This is a genomic window from Bordetella genomosp. 8 (genome assembly GCF_002119685.1).
In the GTDB taxonomy this organism is placed as follows: domain Bacteria; phylum Pseudomonadota; class Gammaproteobacteria; order Burkholderiales; family Burkholderiaceae_B; genus Bordetella_C.
Genome location: NZ_CP021108.1, coordinates 3,823,848 through 3,843,031, shown reverse-complemented (window position 1 = coordinate 3,843,031; position 19,184 = coordinate 3,823,848). Strand labels below are relative to the sequence as shown.

The window sequence follows — 19,184 nt, the reverse complement described above, 5'->3', positions numbered from 1 at the left end:
GGACGGGCGTTGCGGATCTGGCCCGGTATCACTTGGGCGGCATGCGGATGGCGCCGTCCAGACGGATGGTCTCGCCATTCAGCATGTCGTTGGTGATGATGCTGTGCACCAGCCTGGCGTAGTCTTCCGGCCGGCCCAGGCGGGCGGGGAAGGGAATGCTGGCGGCCAGCGAATCCTGCACTTCCTGCGGCATGCCGAAAATCATGGGCGTGCCGAAAATGCCGGGCGCGATGGTCATGCAGCGTATGCCCACCTTGGCCAGGTCGCGGGCGATGGGCAGCGTCATGCCCGCCACTCCCGCTTTGGATGCCGCGTATGCGGCCTGGCCGATCTGGCCGTCGAAAGCCGCGACGGATGCGGTGTTGATCAAGACGCCGCGCTCGCCGGTGGGTTCCGGCTCGTTGGCCGTCATGGCCTGCGCGCAGAGGCGCATCATGTTGAAGCTGCCGATCAGGTTGATCCCGATCACCTTCTGGAACAGGTCCAGGGCGTGCGGACCGTTCTTGCCGACGATGCGGCCCGCCGGCGCGATGCCGGCGCAGTTGACCAGGCCGAACAGCGGGCCGAGTTCGGTGGCCGCGTTCACCGCGGCCTGGGCGTCGGCTTCCTGGGTGACGTCGCAGTGCACGTAGCGCTGGCCGAGTTCGGCGGCCAGCTTGCCGCCTGCTTCGTCCTGGACGTCGGCGATGACCACGCGCGCCCCGTTGGACACCAGCATGCGGGCCGTGCCCGCGCCCAGGCCCGAGGCGCCGCCGGTGACGATGAAGACCTTATTGGCGATTTCCATGATTCGCTAGGCTGCCTGGTGAGCTCAGTTCTGGAGAGCGGCGAACAGTCGCGCGCGGATTTCCTCGACGGCGCCGACGCCGGAGATCTTGCGGTAGCGCGGGGCGCTGGCGTCGGTCTTCGCCCAACCGGCGTAGTAATCCACCAGCGGACGGGTCTGCTCCCGGTAGACGGAAAGGCGCTTGCGCACGGTTTCCTCGCGATCGTCGTCGCGCTGGACCAGCGCTTCGCCGGTGACGTCGTCCTTGCCTTCGGCCTTGGGCGGGTTGAAGCGCACGTGATAGCTGCGGCCGCTGGCAGGATGCACGCGGCGTCCGCTCATGCGCTCGATGATGTCTTCTTCCGGGACTTCGATTTCGACGACGTAGTCCAGCTTGACGCCGGCATCCTTCAGCGCGTCGGCCTGCGGGATCGTGCGCGGGAAGCCGTCGAACAGATAGCCGTTGGCGCAGTCGGGCTGCTGCAGGCGGTCGCGCACCAGTCCGATGATGATTTCGTCGGAAACCAGGCCGCCCGCGTCCATGATCTTCTTGGCCTCGAGTCCCAGCGGGGTGCCGGCCTTGACGGCCGCTCTCAGCATGTCGCCCGTGGAAATCTGCGGTATGCCGAAATGCTGGGTGATGAAACCCGCTTGGGTGCCTTTACCGGCGCCAGGAGGGCCGAGCAGGATGAGACGCATAGAAGCTCCTGATGAGTGTCATTTTTGTGCTGGGCCCGATTATGCCGTATCACCCGCGGGGCCTGCCCACGGGTGGGACAAAGGTCGAACCCTTATAACCGATTTGCGTATACCGCACGCACCCGTTCCAGGTCGGCCGGGGTATCGACGCCGGCCGCCGGCGCCTGCGCCGCCTGGTGGATCAGGATGGTGTAGCCATGCTCGAGCGCGCGTAGCTGTTCGAGCGCTTCGTAGCGTTCCAGCGTGCCTTGCGGCAGGTGGGGGAAGCGGCGCAGGAACTCGGCACGATACGCATAGAGGCCTACATGGTGCCATGCCGGTAGCCCCTCCGCCATACGCCTTTCGCCGTCCGCGAGCGCATCGCGCGCCCAGGGAATCGGCGCGCGGGAGAAATACAGCGCGCGTCCATCGGCCGCGCAGACGGCCTTGACGATGTTCGGGTTGAACAGGGACGCGGCATTCGCCACGGGCGATGCGCAGGTGGCGATGGCGGCGTCCGGACGCTGCGCCAGCAGGCGCGCGACGGCGTCGATCAGCTCCGGTTCGATGAGCGGCTCGTCGCCTTGCACGTTGACGACGATGGCGTCGTCGGGCAGGGCCAGCAGGTCGACGGCTTCGGCCAGGCGATCGGTGCCGGTGGCGTGATCGCCACGGGTGATCAAGGCCTCATGTCCGTGCTGGCGCACGGCGTCGGCCACGCGGCTGTCGTCCGTCGCCACGAGGACGCGGCTGGCACCGGACAAGGCGGCGCGTTCGGCCGTGCGGACAACCATGGGTTTGCCGCCGATATCGGCCAGGGGTTTGTCCGGCAGGCGCGTGGACGCGGCGCGCGCCGGGATCAATGCGATGAAGTCCACGATGCCGTTAGCTGGGATCGGCGGCGCGCTCGGCCTCGAGCGGCCGCGCTTCGCTTTCCAGCATGACCGGAATCCCGTCGCGCACGGGATAGGCCAGGTGATCGGCCTGGCAGACCAGTTCCGCCTCCTGGCGGTCGTGGCGGAGCGGGCCCTTGCAGATCGGGCAGACGAGTATGTCGAGCAGGCGGGATTCCATGGGCGGATTTTAGTGGAGTTTTGCCGCCGGGCGGCAAGCGGGTTACTGGCGTGGCGCGGACGCGGCCTTGGCGCCGGGCGCCGGCAGCCGTTCGGCGATGCGGTCGAAGAAGGCGGGGTCGGAAAAGTGCGGTGTGACGGGCACCGCCCACAGCCGGTTGTCGCCCAATCCGCTGCATTTCACGGCGTCCTTCGCGGTGACCAGGATAAGGCCCGTCTTGACGGATGCGAAGGGCGATCTGGCATAGCTGTAGTGATCGGGCAGGGGGACCGTGGTGTTCAGCGATACGCCCGCGGACCTGAGCGTGGCGAAAAAGCGCTCCGGATTGCCGATGCCGGCCGCCGCCGCGATGCCGGCGCGCCCATACTCCGCCTGCAGCTCCCACAAGGTGCGCAAGGTGCCCTCGCGCAGGTTCCAGGCCGCGCCTGGCTCCATCCACATGCTGACCCGGTAAGGCTTCCCGGCCGGCGCCGGGGCCATGGCCACCGGGCCATCCACGTTCGTCACCACGGTATGCACTTCGCGCAGCCTGGTCGCCGGTTCGCGCAGGGGGCCGGCGGGCAGCAGGCGGCCATTGCCCACGCCGCGTCCGTCCTGGACCACGATTTCGACGTCGCGCGCCAGCGCCAGGTGCTGCAGTCCATCGTCGGATACGATGACGTCGACATTGGGGAAGGCGCTCAGTAGCGTGCGTACCGCGCGTGGCCGGTCGGGATGGATGCTGACGGGCGCGTTGGTCGCATGCGATATCAGCGCGGGCTCGTCGCCGAAGCGCTCCGCCGCCAGCTCGCCCTGGCCGGTACGGGGATGGTTGCCGATCTTCACGCCGTACCCGCGGCTGACCACGCCCGGCGTCCAGCCGCGTTCGCGCAGGGCCTGGACGAGCGCGATGACGACCGGGGTTTTCCCCGTGCCTCCCACATAGATGTTGCCGACCACGATGACGGGCACCGGGGGGCGGTACGATTTCAGCCAGCCGCGCCGGTAGCAGGCGCGCTTGGCCTGGACGGCGAGCAGGGTCAGGAAGGAAAGCGGGCCGAGCAGCCGCGCCAACCAGCCGCCATGCTGCCATTGCGATTGCAGTACTTCTCGAAGCCCCTGGCTCATCGTGCGAGCTGCGTGGCGAAATTCACCCTGGCGATGCCGGCCAGGCGGGCGGCTTCCATCACGTTCACGACGGTCTGGTGGGTGGCCAGCGCATCGGCGTTGATCACCAGTACAGGGTCGGCCTTGCCGGCGGCCGCGCGGCGCAGCGCGTCGGCGATATCGTCGGTGCCGGTGGCTTCCAGCAGCGTGCCGTCCAGGGCGTAATGGCCGTCCTGGCTGATGGCGACTTCGATCGGCGCGGCGGCGCGCTGGTCCGCGGTGGCCTGGGGGAGGGTGACCTTCAACTGGCTGAACCGGGCGAAAGACGTCGTCGCGGCCAGGAAGATCAGGATGACGAGCAGGACGTCGATCAAGGGGATCAGGTTGATCTCCAGCTCGTCCTGCCGGCGCTGATTGCCGAAATTCATGCGAGCGGGTCCTGCAGCGCGGCGCCGCGCGGACTGAACAGGTTTTCGTCCTCATCGACGCGCCGGCGCGCCGGCACCGTCGCCGGTGCCGTCAGGACGCGCGCGGTGCGCGACGCCGCGTTCTCCAGCTGGTGCATGTAATCGTCGACGCGTCCCCGCAGGTACCGATGGAAAATCATGGCCGGAATGGCGATCAGGATGCCGAACCCGGTGTTGTACAAGGCCACCGATATGCCATGGGCCAGTTGCGCGGGATCGCCACCGGTCGGTGAATAGGAGCCGAAAATATCGATCATCCCGACCACGGTACCGAACAGTCCCAGCAGCGGGGCGACGACGGCGATGGTGCCGATTGCGCCGATGTAGCGATTCAGGTCGTGCGCGACCGCGCGGCCGGTGTCTTCCACGGCGCCGCGCATTTCTTCGCGCGGCAGGTTGCGCTGGCGCAGGACTTCCGCCAGCACCCGTCCCAGGGGTGAGTTGCGCTCCAGCCGGGCGACCGCCTCGGGCGTATCCTGCCGGTTGCGAACCATCTCCAGCACCTGCGTGACGAGGCCGGCGGGCGCAATCTGGCTGCGCCGCAGCGAAAACAGCCGCTCGATGATCAGCGCCAGGCAGAGTACGGAAGTGGCAAGCAGGGGCCAGATCGGCCAGCCCGCATCACGAAGGACGGACAGCAAGAAGGAACTCCAGAGGTCGCCGCGCCAGCGCGGAAGAGGGGCGGATGGCCCGCGCCGAATCAGCGCACTGTAACGGGCCGGGACCGACCCTGGCAATAGCCGGCGACGGGCCGAACTATCCACAATTTTTGTGGATAATTCTGTGCAAAACCCCGGCGGACGGCCCGGATTGCCGGGCTTTGCTTCGGCATCGCCCGGGGCGTGCACAAGGGCCAGAAGTCGGGGATTGGCCATTTTTCCATATTTTTCAATAGGTTGCGAGCGGGTGTTAAAGCTGAGGCCGACGTGGTGTAAAAAATCGACGCCCAAAGGGCGCCTCCCACGTATTTATGCGGCCTGTGGACAGGTTTTGCCCGGAAACCCTTATGACAATTGAATTTCAAGTTAAAGAGCCTGTGTTTTCCGGGGAAATCGTGACGGTCGGCCAGCTCAATCAGGCGGTCGGCCAGCTGCTGGAGCGCGGGATCCCGATGCTGTGGGTGCGGGGCGAGATTTCCAATTTCACCCAGGCTGCGTCGGGCCATTGGTATTTCACCTTGAAGGACAGCCGGGCCGCGGTGCGCGCCGTCATGTTCCGCAGCCGGGCGATGGCGGTGGGCTTCGTGCCCCGCGCGGGCGATCGCGTCGAACTCCGCGCCCGGGTCGGCCTGTATGAGCCGCGCGGCGACTACCAACTGCAGGTCGACGCCATGCGGCGCGCCGGGCTGGGCGACCTGTTCGAGGCATTCCTGCGCTTGAAACAGAAACTCGAATCGGAAGGACTGTTCCTGCCGGAACGCAAGCGCACGCCGGTCGCGCGGCCACGTGCCATCGGCGTGATCACTTCGCTGCGCGCGGCCGCGTTGCGCGATGTCCTCTCGGCGTTGGCGCGCCGCGCGCCGCACGTCCCTGTCGTGCTTTATCCGGCGCCGGTGCAGGGCGCCGACGCGGCGCCACGGCTGATCGCCGCCCTGGCCGCGGCCAATCGACGCGCGGAAGTGGATACCGTGCTGCTGGTGAGAGGCGGCGGCAGCATCGAGGATCTGTGGAGCTTCAACGATGAAGGCCTGGCGCGCGCGGTCGCGGACAGCGCCATCCCGGTGATCAGCGGGGTGGGGCACGAAACCGACTTCACCATCGTCGATTTCGTGGCGGACGTGCGCGCGCCGACCCCCACGGCGGCGGCCGAGCTGGCCTGCGTACCGCGTCTGGACCTCTACAACCAGGTGATGCGGCTGGCGGGCTACCTGGTCCGCGCGCAGGAAAGGCGCCTGGAACGGCTGGCACAGCGCCTGGACAGGGCGACGGGGCAACTCACGTCGCCCGGCCAGCGGCTGGCGCACCAGCGCGAACGCCTGGCGACGTTGCGGCATCGCCTGATGAGCGCCTGGGCCGCGCCGCAAGCCAGGCGGCGCGCCCGCATCGACCTGCTGCTGGCGAAGGTCTTGCATCGGGGCCCCGATCTGGAGCGGGCTCGTGATCGCTTGCGCGATCGCATGCGGCGGCTGCAAAGCGCGCAGGGCCGACTGCTTGAGCAGCGTCGCGCGCGCCTGGAGTCGTTGGCGACCCAGCTCAGGGCTTTCGATCCCCAGAATGTCCTGGCGCGGGGCTATTCGTTGGTTCGGGACGAGCGCGGCAATGTCGTGCGCGACGCCGCCGCGCTGGTGTCGGGACAGTCCCTGCAGGTCCGGTTCAGCCAGGGCAGCGCCGACGTCACCGTGCTGCGGGCGCGCCGGACGGACGCCTGAGCATCGCCTTGCTGGCCGGCGCGATGCGGCGCCGCGGCATCGGCCATTAACCCGCCGATTCACCCGGGTTAATGCGCCAGTGAGGAAAGTGCCGATACAATCATTGGCTCGATCGTGCTCTCAACGAAGAAGGAACCCGAATATGGCGCACACGCTTCCCCCCCTGCCGTACCCGATGGATGCCCTGCAACCGCACATCTCCAAGGAAACGCTGGAGTTCCACTACGGCAAGCACCATCAGACCTACGTCACGAACCTGAACAACCTCATCCCCGGCACGGAATTCGAAAACGCGCCGCTGGAAGAAATCGTCAAGAAGTCCTCGGGCGGGATCTTCAACAACGCCGCCCAGGTCTGGAACCACACCTTCTACTGGAACTCGCTGAAGCCCCAAGGCGGCGGCGCGCCCAGCGGCAAGCTGGCGGACGCCATCAATGCCAAATGGGGCAGCTTCGATGCGTTCAAGGAAGCATTCAACAAGTCGGCCGCCGGCAACTTCGGTTCGGGCTGGACCTGGCTCGTGAAGAAGGCGGACGGCTCGGTGGATATCGTCAACACCAGCAACGCCGCCACGCCGCTGACCACCGCGGACAAGCCCCTGCTGACCTGTGACGTGTGGGAACACGCCTACTACATCGACTACCGCAACGCCCGTCCCAAGTACCTGGAGAATTTCTGGAATCTGGTGAATTGGGACTTTGCCGCCAAGAACCTGGGCTGAATTGCCCGGTGACCGGAAAAGCCGCTGCCTGCCGCAGCGGTTTTTTTTTGGTGGGAGTTGAATCTGTGTAGGAAAAGGTGAACCGACGCGACCGGGTGCCGACCGGGATGGTGGTATGGTTACGCCCTTGTCCCGCCCACGCCCGTCTCTTTGATGTCCGAATCTTCGCCTTCCCGCCTGCGGGGCATGTACGCGCGTTTTCGGCGCGTCATGCGCCGCAAGATGCATCAGGTCCTCCGTCTTTCACGCAAGTCGGTGGAAATGGGATTGCTGCTGGGCGGGGCCGCGCTGGTGGCCCTGGTATCGCTGGGCTTTGCCCAGATGGCCGACCTCGCCTTGCGCTGGAACGCGGCCTGGATCGAACGGTCCGGCTGGCTGGCTTTCATCCTCTTGCCCTTCGGGCTGGCGGCGATACGCTGGCTGACCTTGCGCCTGGCGCCCAATGCCTCGGGCAGCGGCATCCCGCAGGTGATAGGCGCGCTGTCCTTGCCGGCGGGCCCCAGCCAGTACAGCCTGGTGTCGATAAAGCAGACCGTCTGGAAGATTCCCCTGACGTTCCTCGGGCTGCTCGCCGGCGCTTCCATCGGCCGAGAGGGGCCATCGGTGCAAGTGGGGGCCGCGCTGATGCTGGCCTGGGGCCGCTTCTGGAAGAACCGACGCTTGCCTCTGCGCGGCTTCCACAATAACGAACTGATCGCGGCCGGCGCCGCCGGCGGACTGGCGGCGGCATTCAATGCGCCCCTGGCTGGCGTGATTTTCGCGATCGAGGAATTGGGCCGAGGCACCGCGCTGCGTTGGCAGCGGGTGGTGTTGATCGGCGTGCTGGCCTCGGGCTTCATCGTGGTCGCGCTGTCCGGGAACAATCCCTATTTTGGCGTGTTCACCGGCAGCACCGTCGCCAACATGGTGGGTTGGGTGTTGGCATGCGGTGTGGTCAATGGCATCGTCGGCGGCATATTCGGCCGGCTGCTGGGCAAGGGTCCCACTGTCCTGGTCCCCGCCAGATGGCGCGCGGCCGTGCGGGCGCATCCCGTCGTGACAGCCTTCGTGCTGGGTCTGGGGGTGGCCGCGCTGGGCGCTCTCATGGGCGGAGCGACCTATGGCACGGGCTACGGGGCCGCCGCGCAATTGCTCGCCGGGCACGAACTGGAGCAGCATGGTTTCGGAATCGCCAAGGTGGCGGCAACGCTGGCGTCATACTGGGCCGGGATCCCAGGCGGCATCTTCACGCCGGCGCTCACCGTGGGCGCCGGAATGGGCGAATCGATCTGGCGCCTGATGGACGGCGCCGTCGACCAGCGTGTGCTGGTGCTCATCTCGATGGCGGCTTTCCTGGCCGCCGCCACGCAGGCGCCGCTCACCGCCAGCGTCGTGGTGATGGAAATGACGGGCAGCCAGCCCATGCTGTTCTGGCTGCTTCTGGGTTCCCTGACGGGTTCGCTGGTGTCGCGGCAATTCTGCCCGCATGCCTTCTATCACCTGGCTGCCGGACGTTTCCGCCGCCAGGCCATCGTGGAGGCGGGCCGGGCCGCCCAGCAGGCCTCCGCGCCGACCGGTTCGTCCAGCCCTTAGACGCCGTCCATGGCATGGACATCCCGCCGCATGGTTCCCGGTCGCCTCAGGCGCCTGGGCTACCATTTCGCTTCTAACTTCCAGAGAGCGAGACATGACCGAGCAAGCCTTTATCTGTGATGCCATCCGCACCCCCTTCGGTCGCTACGGTGGCGCGTTGTCTTCCGTGCGAGCGGACGATCTGGCCGCCGTACCCATCAAGGCCTTGATGGCGCGCAATCCGGGCGTGCAATGGCAGGAACTCGACGACGTCATCTTCGGCTGCGCCAACCAGGCGGGCGAGGACAACCGCAACGTGGCCCGCATGGGGCTGCTGTTGGCGGGCCTGCCGGTCGAGGTGCCGGGCGCCACGGTCAACCGCCTGTGCGGATCGGGGCTGGACGCCCTCGGTAGCGCCGCGCGCGCGATCCGTGCCGGCGAGGCCGGTCTGATGCTGGCGGGCGGGGTCGAAAGCATGAGCCGCGCGCCGTTCGTCATGGGCAAGGCAGAGAGCGCGTTCTCGCGCAATGCCGCGATCTACGACACCACCATAGGCTGGCGCTTCGTCAACAAGCTGATGAAGGCTCAATACGGTGTCGATTCCATGCCCGAAACGGCGGAGAACGTCGCCACCGAATTCAAGATCGGCCGCGAAGATCAGGATCGTTTTGCCCTGGCGAGCCAGGAAAAGGCCGTGAAGGCACAGCAGGCCGGCTACTTCGACGCCGAGCTGACGCCTGTTTCGGTTGCCCAGAAGAAGGGCGACCCTATCCCGGTCGGCAAGGACGAGCATCCGCGCGAAACCAGCATGGAAGCCCTGGCTCGCCTCAAGGGCGTGGTCCGGGAAGGCGGCACCGTGACGGCGGGCAACGCCTCAGGCGTCAATGACGGCGCGGCGGCGCTTCTGCTGGCGGGTGAAGGCGCGCTGCGCCGCCACGGCCTGACGCCGCGCGCCCGGGTCGTCGGGATGGCCACGGCCGGCGTGCCGCCCCGTATCATGGGGATCGGTCCGGTCCCCGCCACCCGCAAGGTCCTCGCCCTGACGGGGCTGAAGCTGGACCAGATGGACGTGATCGAACTGAACGAGGCCTTCGCTGCCCAGGGGCTGGCGGTGCTGCGCGAACTGGGCATCGGCGATAGCGATCCCCGGGTGAATCCGAATGGTGGCGCAATCGCCCTGGGCCATCCGCTGGGCGCCAGCGGTGCCCGCCTGGCTACCACGGCCATCAACCAGCTGGCCCGCACCGGTGGCCGCTACGCCCTCTGCACCATGTGCATCGGCGTCGGTCAGGGTATCGCGGTGATCCTGGAACGGGTGTAAAAAGGGCGGCCGGCGGGTTTTACCCGCCCGCTTTTCGATTCCGCCGGTATTATCGGGCCGACCAAGCCCGATTATCGGCAGAAAAAAAGCGAGCAATGGCTGCTCGCTTTTTTATTATGTATTCTTCTCGGTACATTTAAGGCAGGCCATCGATTTTCTGTCCGGTACTGATTCCATGGCTGGCAAACCAACCTTGCGCCATTTCCAAGGCATAGCGGACCGGTTTCCGGGAACAATGGGTATCGTCGGTTTCGGGTGCCATGTCCTCGATATTGGCGATGGTGCCATCATCGGCGATGAAAGCGATGGACAGGGGCAGGGGCGTGTTGTGCATCCAGAAGCATTGCCGGTCAGGCCGCTCGAACACGAACAGCATGCCGTCATTGCCCTCGAGCTGCTTGCGGAACATCAGTCCCCGTTCGCGGGTCTCGTCGGTGTTGGCGACCTCGGCTTGGATAACGTGTATGCCCGCCGACAGCTGGGTCTTGGGAAGTACCGGTTGCGCTTCGGAGAACTGCTGGGCCCAGGCCGGGCCTGGGAGGGCGCTGGAGACCAGCGCGGCGATGGCGAGGAAGGCGGCGAGGGCGGCCTGACGCCCCTTCATTTGGTATTTTGCTTGCAGCAAGACAGCACCGTTATGCATGATGGCTACGAAAGGAGTACGCAAAAAAGGCGGGGCGTCAGCCGCCCCGCCTTCGTATGGTACTCGAAGACGCCTACAAGCCCACGACTGATCGCTCAGGCCGCGGTAATGTTCAAGGCCTGCTTGCCCTTGGGTCCCTGGATGATCTCGAATGCCACCTTTTGGCCCTCTTTCAGGGTCTTGAACCCATTCATCTGGATGGACGAGAAGTGCGCGAACAAGTCTTCACCGCCGTCGTCGGGAGTGATGAAACCGAATCCCTTGGCGTCGTTGAACCACTTCACGGTACCCGTGGATTTTGGGTTGTCCCCTTGGACAGCGGTTGCGGTCGTATCAGACATGCGGACTGCCTCTTGAATCATATGTTGACAGAAGGGCTCCCCGGCAGGGCCGTCTCCCCCCCTTTTTCCAAGGCTAACAAACAGTTGAAAGCACTTAGAATCCTCGGATAATGCGCTGCTTTTCTTTAGCACGTCAAGTATGGAAACTACGCATTTCGACATGTAAAAATACCCGGTTTTCGATACCGGCATTTCTACCGTTAAATAAAATAGCCGCCGCTATGAGCACAAGTACGGATACTCAGCATGATCTGGTCGTGGAGAAAGAGAGCGCGCGTACGGCGCCGCCCCCCATGTACCAGGTGGTATTGCTCAATGATGACTACACGCCGATGGAATTCGTCGTCGGCGTCCTGCAGAAGTTTTTCGGCAAAAGCGAGGAAGAAGCGACCCGCATCATGCTGCAGGTCCATAACGAAGGTCGCGGCGTCTGCGGTGTATACCCCCGCGATATCGCCGCCACCCGCGTGGCCCAGGTAGCCCAATATGCGCGTGCCAAGCAGCACCCCTTGCAATGCGTGATGGAGCCTCTTTGAGTGAAGTGCCCGGCAGGTCCGGGCTGATAAATCAATAAGCAGTGCCAGACCGGCGGCCGACCGTGGCATAAACGGCGCCCCGGCACGTAGTCGACACTTGGGAGAGGGGTATCGTGGAGCAGCGCACGCGCGCCCGCCGTATGGCGGGCGTGGCCATTGTGGCCGTCGTCATTATTCTGGCCGCCGTATGGCTGGTTCATCATTTCTCTACAGGGAGTGCGCCGCCCCCTGACAGCGCCGCCCAGGCGGGCGCAAGCGCCGCCGCCGGTTCGACCGCAGGCGGATCGGCACCCGCCGGAAATGCCGGCCCCGCAAGCAATACCGCCAGCAATACCGCCAGCTCCCAGGCTCCCGCCACCGCGACGGTTGGCGCCGATCCCTTTGCCGGCTTGAATTGCGGCGCCCGCCAGTACCAGGGCAGCCTGGCGCTATCCATCACACTCACCCAGCCTGTCGACCGCAAGAAAGACCTGGGCCGATACCTGCAGGTGATCGACAGCGGCGCCGCGCCATCCGCGGACCAGTCGTCCGACGATAGTGCGGCGAAAGGCGCGTCGGCGCCGTCCCGCGCCATCGAGAAGGGCGACAGCAGCGTATCCGGCAAGCCGGTGCAGGGCAGCTGGGTCGTGGGCGATAACCCGCGCGTCGTCTACTTTCCCTACGTCCAGCCGCAGCGTCGCTACACCGTCAAACTGGCGGCCGAACTGCCCGCCGCCGACGGCGCCACCCTGGGGCAGAGCGCGCATTGTCAACTGGACACGGACGCGATGCCGCCGGCCTTCTACTTCGCCAGCCGGGGCGTCGTGCTGCCGGCGGGGCAGAACGGCGGCTTGCCCGTCGCCACGGTGAACATGCCGGAAGTCGACGTGCAGTTCCTGCGTATCGCGCCCGAACATGTGCCCGCCTTCTTCGACATCCTGCTGGGCAGCCGCCGTGGCGATGGCGATCAGGCGGATGACGACGACCAGGATGGGGGCTACAACAATTCCGTATCCATGAAGGGTGCCGTCAGTAGCTGGGACCTGGATCGCCTGAACACCATTGCATCCAGCGTGTACCAGGGCCGCTTCCTGACCGATGACAAGCCCAATCGACGTCACGTGACCTTCCTGCCGGTCGAGAACATCAAGGAACTGCAGGAGGCCGGCATTTATGTGGCGGTGATGAGCGAACCGGGACGGTTCCGCGGCGAATACCAGACCACCTATTTCTACGTCAGCGACATCGGCCTGCATGCGCGTCGCTACGCGGACCGCATTGAAGCGTTTTCGGTATCGCTGCGATCGGGCGAACCCATCTCGAACGATACCGTCGAGTTGATCGATGGCGCCGGCAAGGTGCTGGCCAAGGCGAATGCCGATGCCCAGGGGCATGTGCGCTTCGATGGGGATTATGCGCGCGCCAGCGTGCTGCGCGCGACGCGCGGCAAGGAGATGACAGTATTGTCGCTGGCCGAGCCCGCGCTCGACCTGTCGGAGTTCGATATCGGCGGGCTGCCTTCCGTGGAAAACAGCTTGTTCGTGTACGCCGGCCGGGACCTGTATCGTCCGGGTGAAACGCTGCAGGTCTCGGTATTGGCGCGGGACGCCGACGGGCGCATGCCGAAGGCCGCGCCATTGACCGCCACGCTGAAGCGCCCGGACGGCCGGGTGGTGCAGACGGCGCTCTGGCGCCCCGATCCATCGGTGCAGGGCTATATCCAGCATGCCATCGAATTGCCGGCCGACGCTCAGACCGGCACGTGGCTGCTGGAAATGCGCGTGGACCCTGGCGCGCGCAACGCGGATGCGACGTGGGCATTCCATGTCGAGGAATTCCTGCCGGAACGCATGAAGCTGGTCTTGACCGCGCCGGACGGCGCGCTGCCGGCCGGAGAGTCGCTGCATGTGGATGTGCAGGGCGATTATCTGTACGGCGCGCCGGCCGCCGGCAATCGCCTGCTCGCGAATTTCACCGTGCGCCGGGACCGTTATGCCCTGGCGGCCCAATGGCCGGGCTTCATCTTCGGCGACGTGGCCGACGACAAGCTGCGGCACTACGAAGAGCTGCCGGAATCGCAGCTGGACGATGAGGGCAAGGGCGCGATCGACGTCGATCTCTCGGGCCAGAAAGCCAATTCCCCGCTGCAGGTGCGGGTGTCGGCCAGTCTGCTGGAGTCGGGCGGGCGGCCTGTCGTCCGCTCGATCACGCGCTCCATCTGGCCCGCGCCCGTGCTGATCGCCGTGCGTCCGCTCTTCGACGGCGATGTGGCGGCGGAAAATACGCCTGCGGGCTTCGAGGCTATACGCGTGGACGCCAACGGCAAGGTCCAGCCGCTGGCGCAGGCGCAGATGCGGTTGTATCGCGAAGAGCGCCAATACTACTGGCGCTACGACGAGCAGCGAGGCTGGAACAGCGGCTATACCGAAACCGAGGAACTCGCCGATTCGCGCCTGCTGTCGCTGGCCGGCCGCGAAACCTTCAACGTGCCGGTCGGCTATGGCCGCTACCGCCTGGAAATTACCGACCCCGATACCGGTCAGACCTTGCGTTATCGCTTCTATGCGGGTTGGGGTGCCCAGGGCGACGAGGCCGCGGGCAATCGCCCGGATCGCGTGCGCATGAAGATGGAAGGCCTGCCCGCCAAGCCTGGCGATACCGTCAAGCTGACCCTGACGCCGCCGCATGACGGCCATGCCCTGATCACCGTCGAAGGCGACCGCATGCTTTGGTCCAAATGGGTCGACGCCAAGGCCACGGGAACGGAGGTGGACATCCCCGTGGATCCGTCATGGAAGCGCCACGACCTGTACGTCGGCGCCGTGGTCTTCCGGCCAGGCAGCCAGGGCGACCGCGTGACGCCCGCGCGGGCGGTGGGCCTGGCGCCGCTGCCACTGGACACATCGGCGCGCAAGCTGAACGTATCGTTGCAGGCGCCGGCGAAGGTCCGCCCCGAAACACGCGCCACCGTGCGGGTCAAGGTGGATGGCGCGTCCAATACGCAAGCCACCGTGACCTTGTCGGCGGTCGATGTCGGCATCCTGAACATCGACAATTATGCGACGCCCGACCCCTATGGGTTCTTCTTCGGCAAGCACCGTTACGCGCCGGATCTGCTCGATATGTACGGCAAGCTGATCGAGAAAATGGACGGCACCAAGGGCCGCTTGAAATGGGGCGGCGACGCCGCGATGCGCGGGGATAGCCGCAACCTGCCCAAGAAGGTGAAACTGGTCGATCTGTTCTCCGGTCCGGTGAAGCTGGATGCCAAGGGCGAGGCGGAAATCCCGCTGGACATCCCCGACTTCAACGGGACGCTGCGGCTGATGGCGGTGGCGTTCACCGGTGACACCTATGGCAACTCGGACGCCGAGATGATCGTTGCCGCGCCTGTGGTGGCCGAATTGAGCACGCCGCGCTTCATCACGCCGGGCGACCAGGCCGCCATCGCGCTGGACGTCACCAACCTGACCGGCCGCACGCAGACCTTCGCGGTCACCCTGCAGGCGCTCGATCCGCTGGCGATCGCCGACGGACAGCCGCGCAACGTCACGTTGAAGAACAAGCAGCGCACGACCCTGCGCTATACCGCCACGACCACTGGCTCCTATGGGCTGGGGCTGATGCGGCTGTCGGTGTCCAGCCAGGGCGGGGCGGATGCGGTCAATATCGTGCGCGAGTCCGTTTTGCAGATCGAGCCCGCTCAGGCGCCCGAACGCCAGGTGCGCCGGCTGCGCCTCATGCCGGGCGAAACGGTGCGCCCCGATCCGGCCTGGGTTGCCGGGTACTACCCGGATTCCGCCACGGTCAGCCTGACCGTTTCCGACCGGCCGCCCTTCAATGTCGAACGCATCGTCGCCAATCTGTTGACGTATCCGTATGGCTGCACGGAGCAAACCATCAGCGCCGCCATGCCATGGCTGTTGATGGACGCCGATACGGCGCGCACCTACGGCGTCAAGGATTTCTCGCCCGCCGCGCGCCAGGATCGCGTCGACAGGGCGCTGCAGCGCCTGTCGGGCATGCGCGGCAGCAGCGGCGCGTATTCCCTGTGGGGCGGGCCTTCCGGCAGCCGCGACGTCTGGCTGACCGCATATGCCGTCGGCTTCCTGCAGGATGTACGCGAACGTGGCTTCAGCGTGCCCGATGCCACACTCGATCGCTCGCGCAACTGGCTGCTGCAGCAGGTGCAGCAGGCGCCTTCGGGCTTCGGCACCTGGTCGGCGGTACTGCGCGCCGCGGTGCAGAGCGGCCGTATCCCGGCCGACGCGCAAAGCGTGCTGCGCGACGATCATCGCCGCTTCGCCGGACTGGCCGCGGCATCCCTGGTACTGGCTCGCGACGGCAAGGCACCCCTTGCGACCGTGCGCCAGCTGTTCGACAACTACCAGGTGCGCGCCCGCTCGCCACTGCCGCTGGTGCAGCTGGCCGCGGCCTTCAAGCTGATGGGCGACGCCGATCGCGAACGCGCGGCGCTGGACGCCGCGATGAGCCGTCCCTACGGCGTCGGCACGGCGTTCGGCGGCGTGGACGAGTGGATGGGGGACTACGGCAGCGCGGTGCGCGACCTGGCCTTGTCCTATGCCTTGATGCAGCAGTACGACCTGCGCCACGAGCGCCGCGAAGTGCTGCTTACCGACCTGGCCGCGCGCCTGAACGGACGGTCGTATTTCTCGACGCAGGAAGGAATGGCCCTGCTGCTGGCGGCGCGCGCCAGCGGCGTGGCAAGCTCCGGTTCCTGGGAGGCAACGTTGTCCAGGGGCACCGAGCGTACGGTGCTGCAAGGCGCCGACGACCGCACCATACCCCTGGCCGCCGCCGATCTCGCCACCATGCAGCTTGCCAACAGCGGCAGCCGCCCGGTGTTCGCGGAATTCGATATCCAGGGCAGCGCCACGCAGCCGCCGGCGCCGCGCGCCAACGTCATCCGTCTGCAGCGCAAGTGGTACCGCCCCGATGGCACGCCGTGGGACGGCGGCGTCCTGCGTACCGGCGACATGCTGGTCGCCTGGATACGGGCCGATGCGGGCCGCGCCATCCCGGATGCCCTGGTCACCGACCGGGTGCCGGCCGGACTGGAAGTCGAGAACCTGAACCTGTCGCAGAATCCGGACATGAACGATTGGACCATCGCGCGACACCGAGTGGCGGACGCGTTGTCGGATCCGCGCGTCAAGCACACGGAGTTCCGCGATGACCGCTATGTCGCGGCCGTCGCGCTGGGCCAGGGACCGGTCGACATCTTCTATCTGCTGAGGGTCGTGACGCCGGGCAAGTACGCGGTGCCATCGATCGTGGCCGAGGACATGTATCGACCCGAAGTCCGTGGCGTGGGCGAGTCATGGGGCAACATCGAGATCCGCGACCGCGGCGCAGCGGGTCCATGACCATGCCGGATGGCGCGCGCCCCGGCCGTGGCGGGGCCAGGGGCGGGCGCACTCGCTGGCGGCGTGCCGTGGCTGTCGCCACGGTGCTTGCCATCCTCGTTGGCGTCGCGGTGCTCGCGCTCGATCGCAAATATCCCTTGCCGCCGCCGTACGCAGATGGCGCTGTCGTGGTGGCAGCCGCCGACGGCACGCCGCTGCGCAACTATCCCAGCCGCGACGGGATCTGGCGCTATCCGGTGCGGTCGGGCGACGTTTCCCCGATCTATCTGCAGACGCTGCTGGCGTATGAGGATCGCTGGTTCTATTGGCACCCCGGCGTCAATCCCGTCGCCATGGCGCGCGCCGGATGGCAATGGCTGGCGCATGGACATATCGTGTCCGGCGGCTCGACGCTGACGATGCAGGTGGCCAGGCTGATCGATCCGGCGCTGGCGGGACGTCCCTCGCGCAATATAGGCGCCAAGCTGCGCCAGGGTTTTCGTGCGCTCCAACTGGAAATGCACTACAGCAAGGATGAGATCCTTGCGATGTATTTGAGCCGCGCGCCCATGGGCGGCATCGTCCAGGGGGCCGAGATGGCCGCCCGCCTGTGGCTGGGAAAGTCGGCGCGCGACCTGAGCGCGGGCGAGTCGGCCTTGTTGACGGCCTTGCCGCAGTCGCCTTCGCTCTTGCGGCCCGATCGGCATCCCGAGCTGGCGCGCGCCGCCCGCGACAAGGTGCTCGATCGCATGGCCGCGCTGGGATACTGGAGCCCGGCCCAGGTGGCGGACGCCCGGATGGAGCCGGTCATGGCGCCGCCGCTGCGCGCGCACTGGCTCGCGCCGCTGGCGGCGCAGCGCCTGCTGCGCGAAGCCGCCGCGACAGGCGGGCCGGCATGCGCCACGTGCGAGGCCGGGGCGGCCGGCACGCAAGCGCGTCACTCCGGACAGGTCATCGCTTCCACCATCGATGCCGAATTGCAGGCCCGCGTCGAACAAATGCTGCTGGATCGCGTCGACGCGCTGCCCCCCAAGGTTTCCATGGCGGTGCTGGTCATGGACAACGACAGCCTGGCAGTGCGTGCCTACGCGGGCTCGGCGGACTACAGCGACAATACCCGATACGCGCACGTGGATATGGTCAGCGCCGTGCGGTCCCCCGGCTCGACCCTGAAACCCTTCCTGTATGCCATCGCGCTGGATGATGGCCTTATCCATTCCGAAAGCCTGCTGCTGGACGTGCCCATGTCCTTCGGCGGTTATGCGCCGGGCAATTTTCAGGCTGCATTTTCCGGCCCCGTCAGTGTTGCGCAGGCATTGCAGCGTTCGCTGAACGTGCCGGCGGTCGATCTGCTGGACCGTGTCGGCCCCACGCATTTTGCTTCGGTTATGCTTAGTGGCGGCGTCCGTTTGCGGATGCCGGCCGGTGCGTCGCCTAATTTGAGCTTGATTTTGGGCGGTGGTGGCACCACCTTGGAAGAACTGGTGGGCGCTTACCGTGCGTTGGCGCGTGACGGCCTGGCCGGGCGACCGCGCCTGGAGGCGCGGCAACCCGTGCAGGAAACGCGCATGATCAGTGCGGGGGCTGCATGGATCGTGCGGGATATCCTGGAAGGCGGCGGCCACCCGGACCGTCCGTTTCACCAGGGTGGTGCGCCGGGTAAGGCCTTGGCCTGGAAAACCGGCACCAGCTTCGGGTTTCGCGATGCCTGGGCGGTAGGCGTCACGGACAGCTGGACCATCGGTGTGTGGGTTGGCAGGCCTGACGGTACCCCCAATCCTGGATTTTTCGGCGCCAACGTGGCGGCGCCGTTGCTGCGGGACGTTGTATCCGCATTGCCCGAGGGCCCGCCGCGCGTGCGCGTCAGGCCTTCCAGCGTGCAGGCGGTCGTTATTTGTTGGCCGCTAGGTAGTCGTTTTGAGAATATGGGCGCCAGGAATTGTCCCGAACAACGCCTGGCGTGGGCTTTGAACAACACCGTTCCTCCCTCGTTCGCGGGATATGCGAATCCCGATCAGGCCCCACTACGGGTGCTGGGTCTGGCGGATGGCTCGGTATTACGGCCGATTCCCGGTCGACGTCTGATCGACGTCGATGTGGACACGGCGGGGGCGCAAGGTGATGTATGGTGGATGCTGGACGGCCAGGTCCTGGGACAGGGCCAGGCCGGTCATCCTTTCAAGGTGTCGTTGGGGCGCGACGGTCGGTATACGCTTACGGCAATGGACAGCCACGGCCGTTACGATCGGATCGAATTTGAAATCGCTGGCGTTACGCCCCGATAGGC

General features: G+C 66.3%; 16 protein-coding genes. 7 read left to right on the top strand and 9 right to left on the bottom strand.

What is annotated here, in order from left to right; genetic code table 11:
• Positions 1 to 28: 28 nt before the first annotated feature.
• From CAL12_RS17465 to CAL12_RS17435, 7 genes are all read right to left on the bottom strand, one after another.
• Positions 29 to 787, bottom strand: a complete 759-nt coding sequence (locus CAL12_RS17465) for a 3-hydroxyacyl-CoA dehydrogenase (protein ID WP_086065798.1) — start codon at positions 785 to 787, stop codon at positions 29 to 31.
• A 24-nt stretch (positions 788 to 811) separates the two neighbouring features.
• A complete protein-coding gene (adk, locus tag CAL12_RS17460; protein WP_086065797.1) occupies positions 812 to 1,465 on the bottom strand; it encodes an adenylate kinase in 654 nt (217 codons plus the stop codon).
• Positions 1,466 to 1,557: 92 nt separating this feature from the next.
• Positions 1,558 to 2,322 (bottom strand): 3-deoxy-manno-octulosonate cytidylyltransferase, encoded by a 765-nt coding sequence (gene kdsB / locus CAL12_RS17455; RefSeq protein ID WP_086065796.1) that lies wholly within the window; start codon positions 2,320 to 2,322, stop codon positions 1,558 to 1,560.
• Between the two features lie 7 nt (positions 2,323 to 2,329).
• Entirely contained in the window at positions 2,330 to 2,518 is a 189-nt protein-coding gene (locus tag CAL12_RS17450; protein ID WP_086065795.1) for a Trm112 family protein, read from the bottom strand.
• Positions 2,519 to 2,560: 42 nt separating this feature from the next.
• Entirely contained in the window at positions 2,561 to 3,625 is a 1,065-nt protein-coding gene (gene lpxK / locus CAL12_RS17445; protein ID WP_086065794.1) for a tetraacyldisaccharide 4'-kinase, read from the bottom strand.
• Positions 3,622 to 4,032 carry an ExbD/TolR family protein gene (locus CAL12_RS17440; RefSeq protein ID WP_086065793.1) on the bottom strand — a complete coding sequence of 137 codons (411 nt, stop codon included), beginning with the start codon at positions 4,030 to 4,032 and terminating at the stop codon, positions 3,622 to 3,624. The genes lpxK and CAL12_RS17440 overlap by 4 nt, the downstream gene beginning before the upstream one ends.
• Positions 4,029 to 4,712, bottom strand: a complete 684-nt coding sequence (locus CAL12_RS17435; protein WP_086065792.1) for a MotA/TolQ/ExbB proton channel family protein — start codon at positions 4,710 to 4,712, stop codon at positions 4,029 to 4,031. Before CAL12_RS17435 ends, CAL12_RS17440 begins: the two co-directional genes overlap by 4 nt.
• A 365-nt stretch (positions 4,713 to 5,077) precedes the next feature.
• On the opposite strand from CAL12_RS17435, the gene xseA reads away from it, so the two are divergent.
• The 4 genes from xseA (at position 5,078) to pcaF (ending at position 10,032) form a co-directional block, all read left to right on the top strand.
• Entirely contained in the window at positions 5,078 to 6,439 is a 1,362-nt protein-coding gene (gene xseA, locus CAL12_RS17430) for an exodeoxyribonuclease VII large subunit (RefSeq protein WP_086065791.1), read from the top strand.
• A gap of 142 nt (positions 6,440 to 6,581) precedes the next feature.
• On the top strand, positions 6,582 to 7,160 hold the full coding sequence (gene sodB / locus CAL12_RS17425) for a superoxide dismutase [Fe] (protein WP_086065790.1): 579 nt from the start codon (positions 6,582 to 6,584) through the stop codon (positions 7,158 to 7,160).
• Between the two features lie 222 nt (positions 7,161 to 7,382).
• Complete coding sequence (locus CAL12_RS17420; RefSeq protein ID WP_232464556.1) at positions 7,383 to 8,732, top strand: chloride channel protein; 1,350 nt, start codon at positions 7,383 to 7,385, stop codon at positions 8,730 to 8,732.
• A 94-nt stretch (positions 8,733 to 8,826) separates the two neighbouring features.
• A complete protein-coding gene (gene pcaF, locus CAL12_RS17415) occupies positions 8,827 to 10,032 on the top strand; it encodes a 3-oxoadipyl-CoA thiolase (protein ID WP_086065789.1) in 1,206 nt (401 codons plus the stop codon).
• A gap of 136 nt (positions 10,033 to 10,168) precedes the next feature.
• Here the strand turns inward: pcaF and CAL12_RS17410 are convergent, their stop codons facing one another.
• Positions 10,169 to 10,636, bottom strand: coding sequence for a DUF192 domain-containing protein (locus CAL12_RS17410; RefSeq protein WP_086065788.1), 468 nt, complete (start codon positions 10,634 to 10,636; stop codon positions 10,169 to 10,171).
• 134 nt (positions 10,637 to 10,770) lie between these two features.
• Positions 10,771 to 11,016 (bottom strand): cold-shock protein, encoded by a 246-nt coding sequence (locus tag CAL12_RS17405; protein ID WP_006220277.1) that lies wholly within the window; start codon positions 11,014 to 11,016, stop codon positions 10,771 to 10,773.
• A 221-nt stretch (positions 11,017 to 11,237) separates the two neighbouring features.
• Here CAL12_RS17405 and clpS point away from each other — a divergent pair, with 221 nt between their 5' ends.
• The 3 genes from clpS to pbpC all read left to right on the top strand — a co-directional run bounded on the left by clpS (position 11,238) and on the right by pbpC (position 19,182).
• Positions 11,238 to 11,552 carry an ATP-dependent Clp protease adapter ClpS gene (gene clpS / locus CAL12_RS17400; RefSeq protein ID WP_066352023.1) on the top strand — a complete coding sequence of 105 codons (315 nt, stop codon included), beginning with the start codon at positions 11,238 to 11,240 and terminating at the stop codon, positions 11,550 to 11,552.
• A 140-nt stretch (positions 11,553 to 11,692) separates the two neighbouring features.
• Positions 11,693 to 16,918 (top strand): alpha-2-macroglobulin family protein, encoded by a 5,226-nt coding sequence (locus CAL12_RS17395; protein WP_086065787.1) that lies wholly within the window; start codon positions 11,693 to 11,695, stop codon positions 16,916 to 16,918.
• A gap of 2 nt (positions 16,919 to 16,920) precedes the next feature.
• Positions 16,921 to 19,182, top strand: coding sequence for a penicillin-binding protein 1C (pbpC, locus tag CAL12_RS17390; RefSeq protein WP_232464916.1), 2,262 nt, complete (start codon positions 16,921 to 16,923; stop codon positions 19,180 to 19,182).
• The last annotated feature ends 2 nt before the right edge of the window (positions 19,183 to 19,184 follow it).

Excerpts from the sequence above, each read along its gene's own strand:
- clpS (WP_066352023.1), top strand. The coding sequence starts at position 11,238 with ATGAGCACAAGTACGGATACTCAGCATGATCTGGTCGTGGAGAAAGAG.
- CAL12_RS17410 (WP_086065788.1), bottom strand. The coding sequence starts at position 10,636 with ATGAAGGGGCGTCAGGCCGCCCTCGCCGCCTTCCTCGCCATCGCCGCG.
- pcaF (WP_086065789.1), top strand. The coding sequence starts at position 8,827 with ATGACCGAGCAAGCCTTTATCTGTGATGCCATCCGCACCCCCTTCGGT.
- CAL12_RS17405 (WP_006220277.1), bottom strand. The coding sequence starts at position 11,016 with ATGTCTGATACGACCGCAACCGCTGTCCAAGGGGACAACCCAAAATCC.
- CAL12_RS17420 (WP_232464556.1), top strand. The coding sequence starts at position 7,383 with ATGCATCAGGTCCTCCGTCTTTCACGCAAGTCGGTGGAAATGGGATTG.
- CAL12_RS17450 (WP_086065795.1), bottom strand. The coding sequence starts at position 2,518 with ATGGAATCCCGCCTGCTCGACATACTCGTCTGCCCGATCTGCAAGGGC.
- CAL12_RS17465 (WP_086065798.1), bottom strand. The coding sequence starts at position 787 with ATGGAAATCGCCAATAAGGTCTTCATCGTCACCGGCGGCGCCTCGGGC.
- xseA (WP_086065791.1), top strand. The coding sequence starts at position 5,078 with ATGACAATTGAATTTCAAGTTAAAGAGCCTGTGTTTTCCGGGGAAATC.
- sodB (WP_086065790.1), top strand. The coding sequence starts at position 6,582 with ATGGCGCACACGCTTCCCCCCCTGCCGTACCCGATGGATGCCCTGCAA.
- pbpC (WP_232464916.1), top strand. The coding sequence starts at position 16,921 with ATGCCGGATGGCGCGCGCCCCGGCCGTGGCGGGGCCAGGGGCGGGCGC.
- CAL12_RS17395 (WP_086065787.1), top strand. The coding sequence starts at position 11,693 with ATGGCGGGCGTGGCCATTGTGGCCGTCGTCATTATTCTGGCCGCCGTA.
- lpxK (WP_086065794.1), bottom strand. The coding sequence starts at position 3,625 with ATGAGCCAGGGGCTTCGAGAAGTACTGCAATCGCAATGGCAGCATGGC.
- adk (WP_086065797.1), bottom strand. The coding sequence starts at position 1,465 with ATGCGTCTCATCCTGCTCGGCCCTCCTGGCGCCGGTAAAGGCACCCAA.
- CAL12_RS17440 (WP_086065793.1), bottom strand. The coding sequence starts at position 4,032 with ATGAATTTCGGCAATCAGCGCCGGCAGGACGAGCTGGAGATCAACCTG.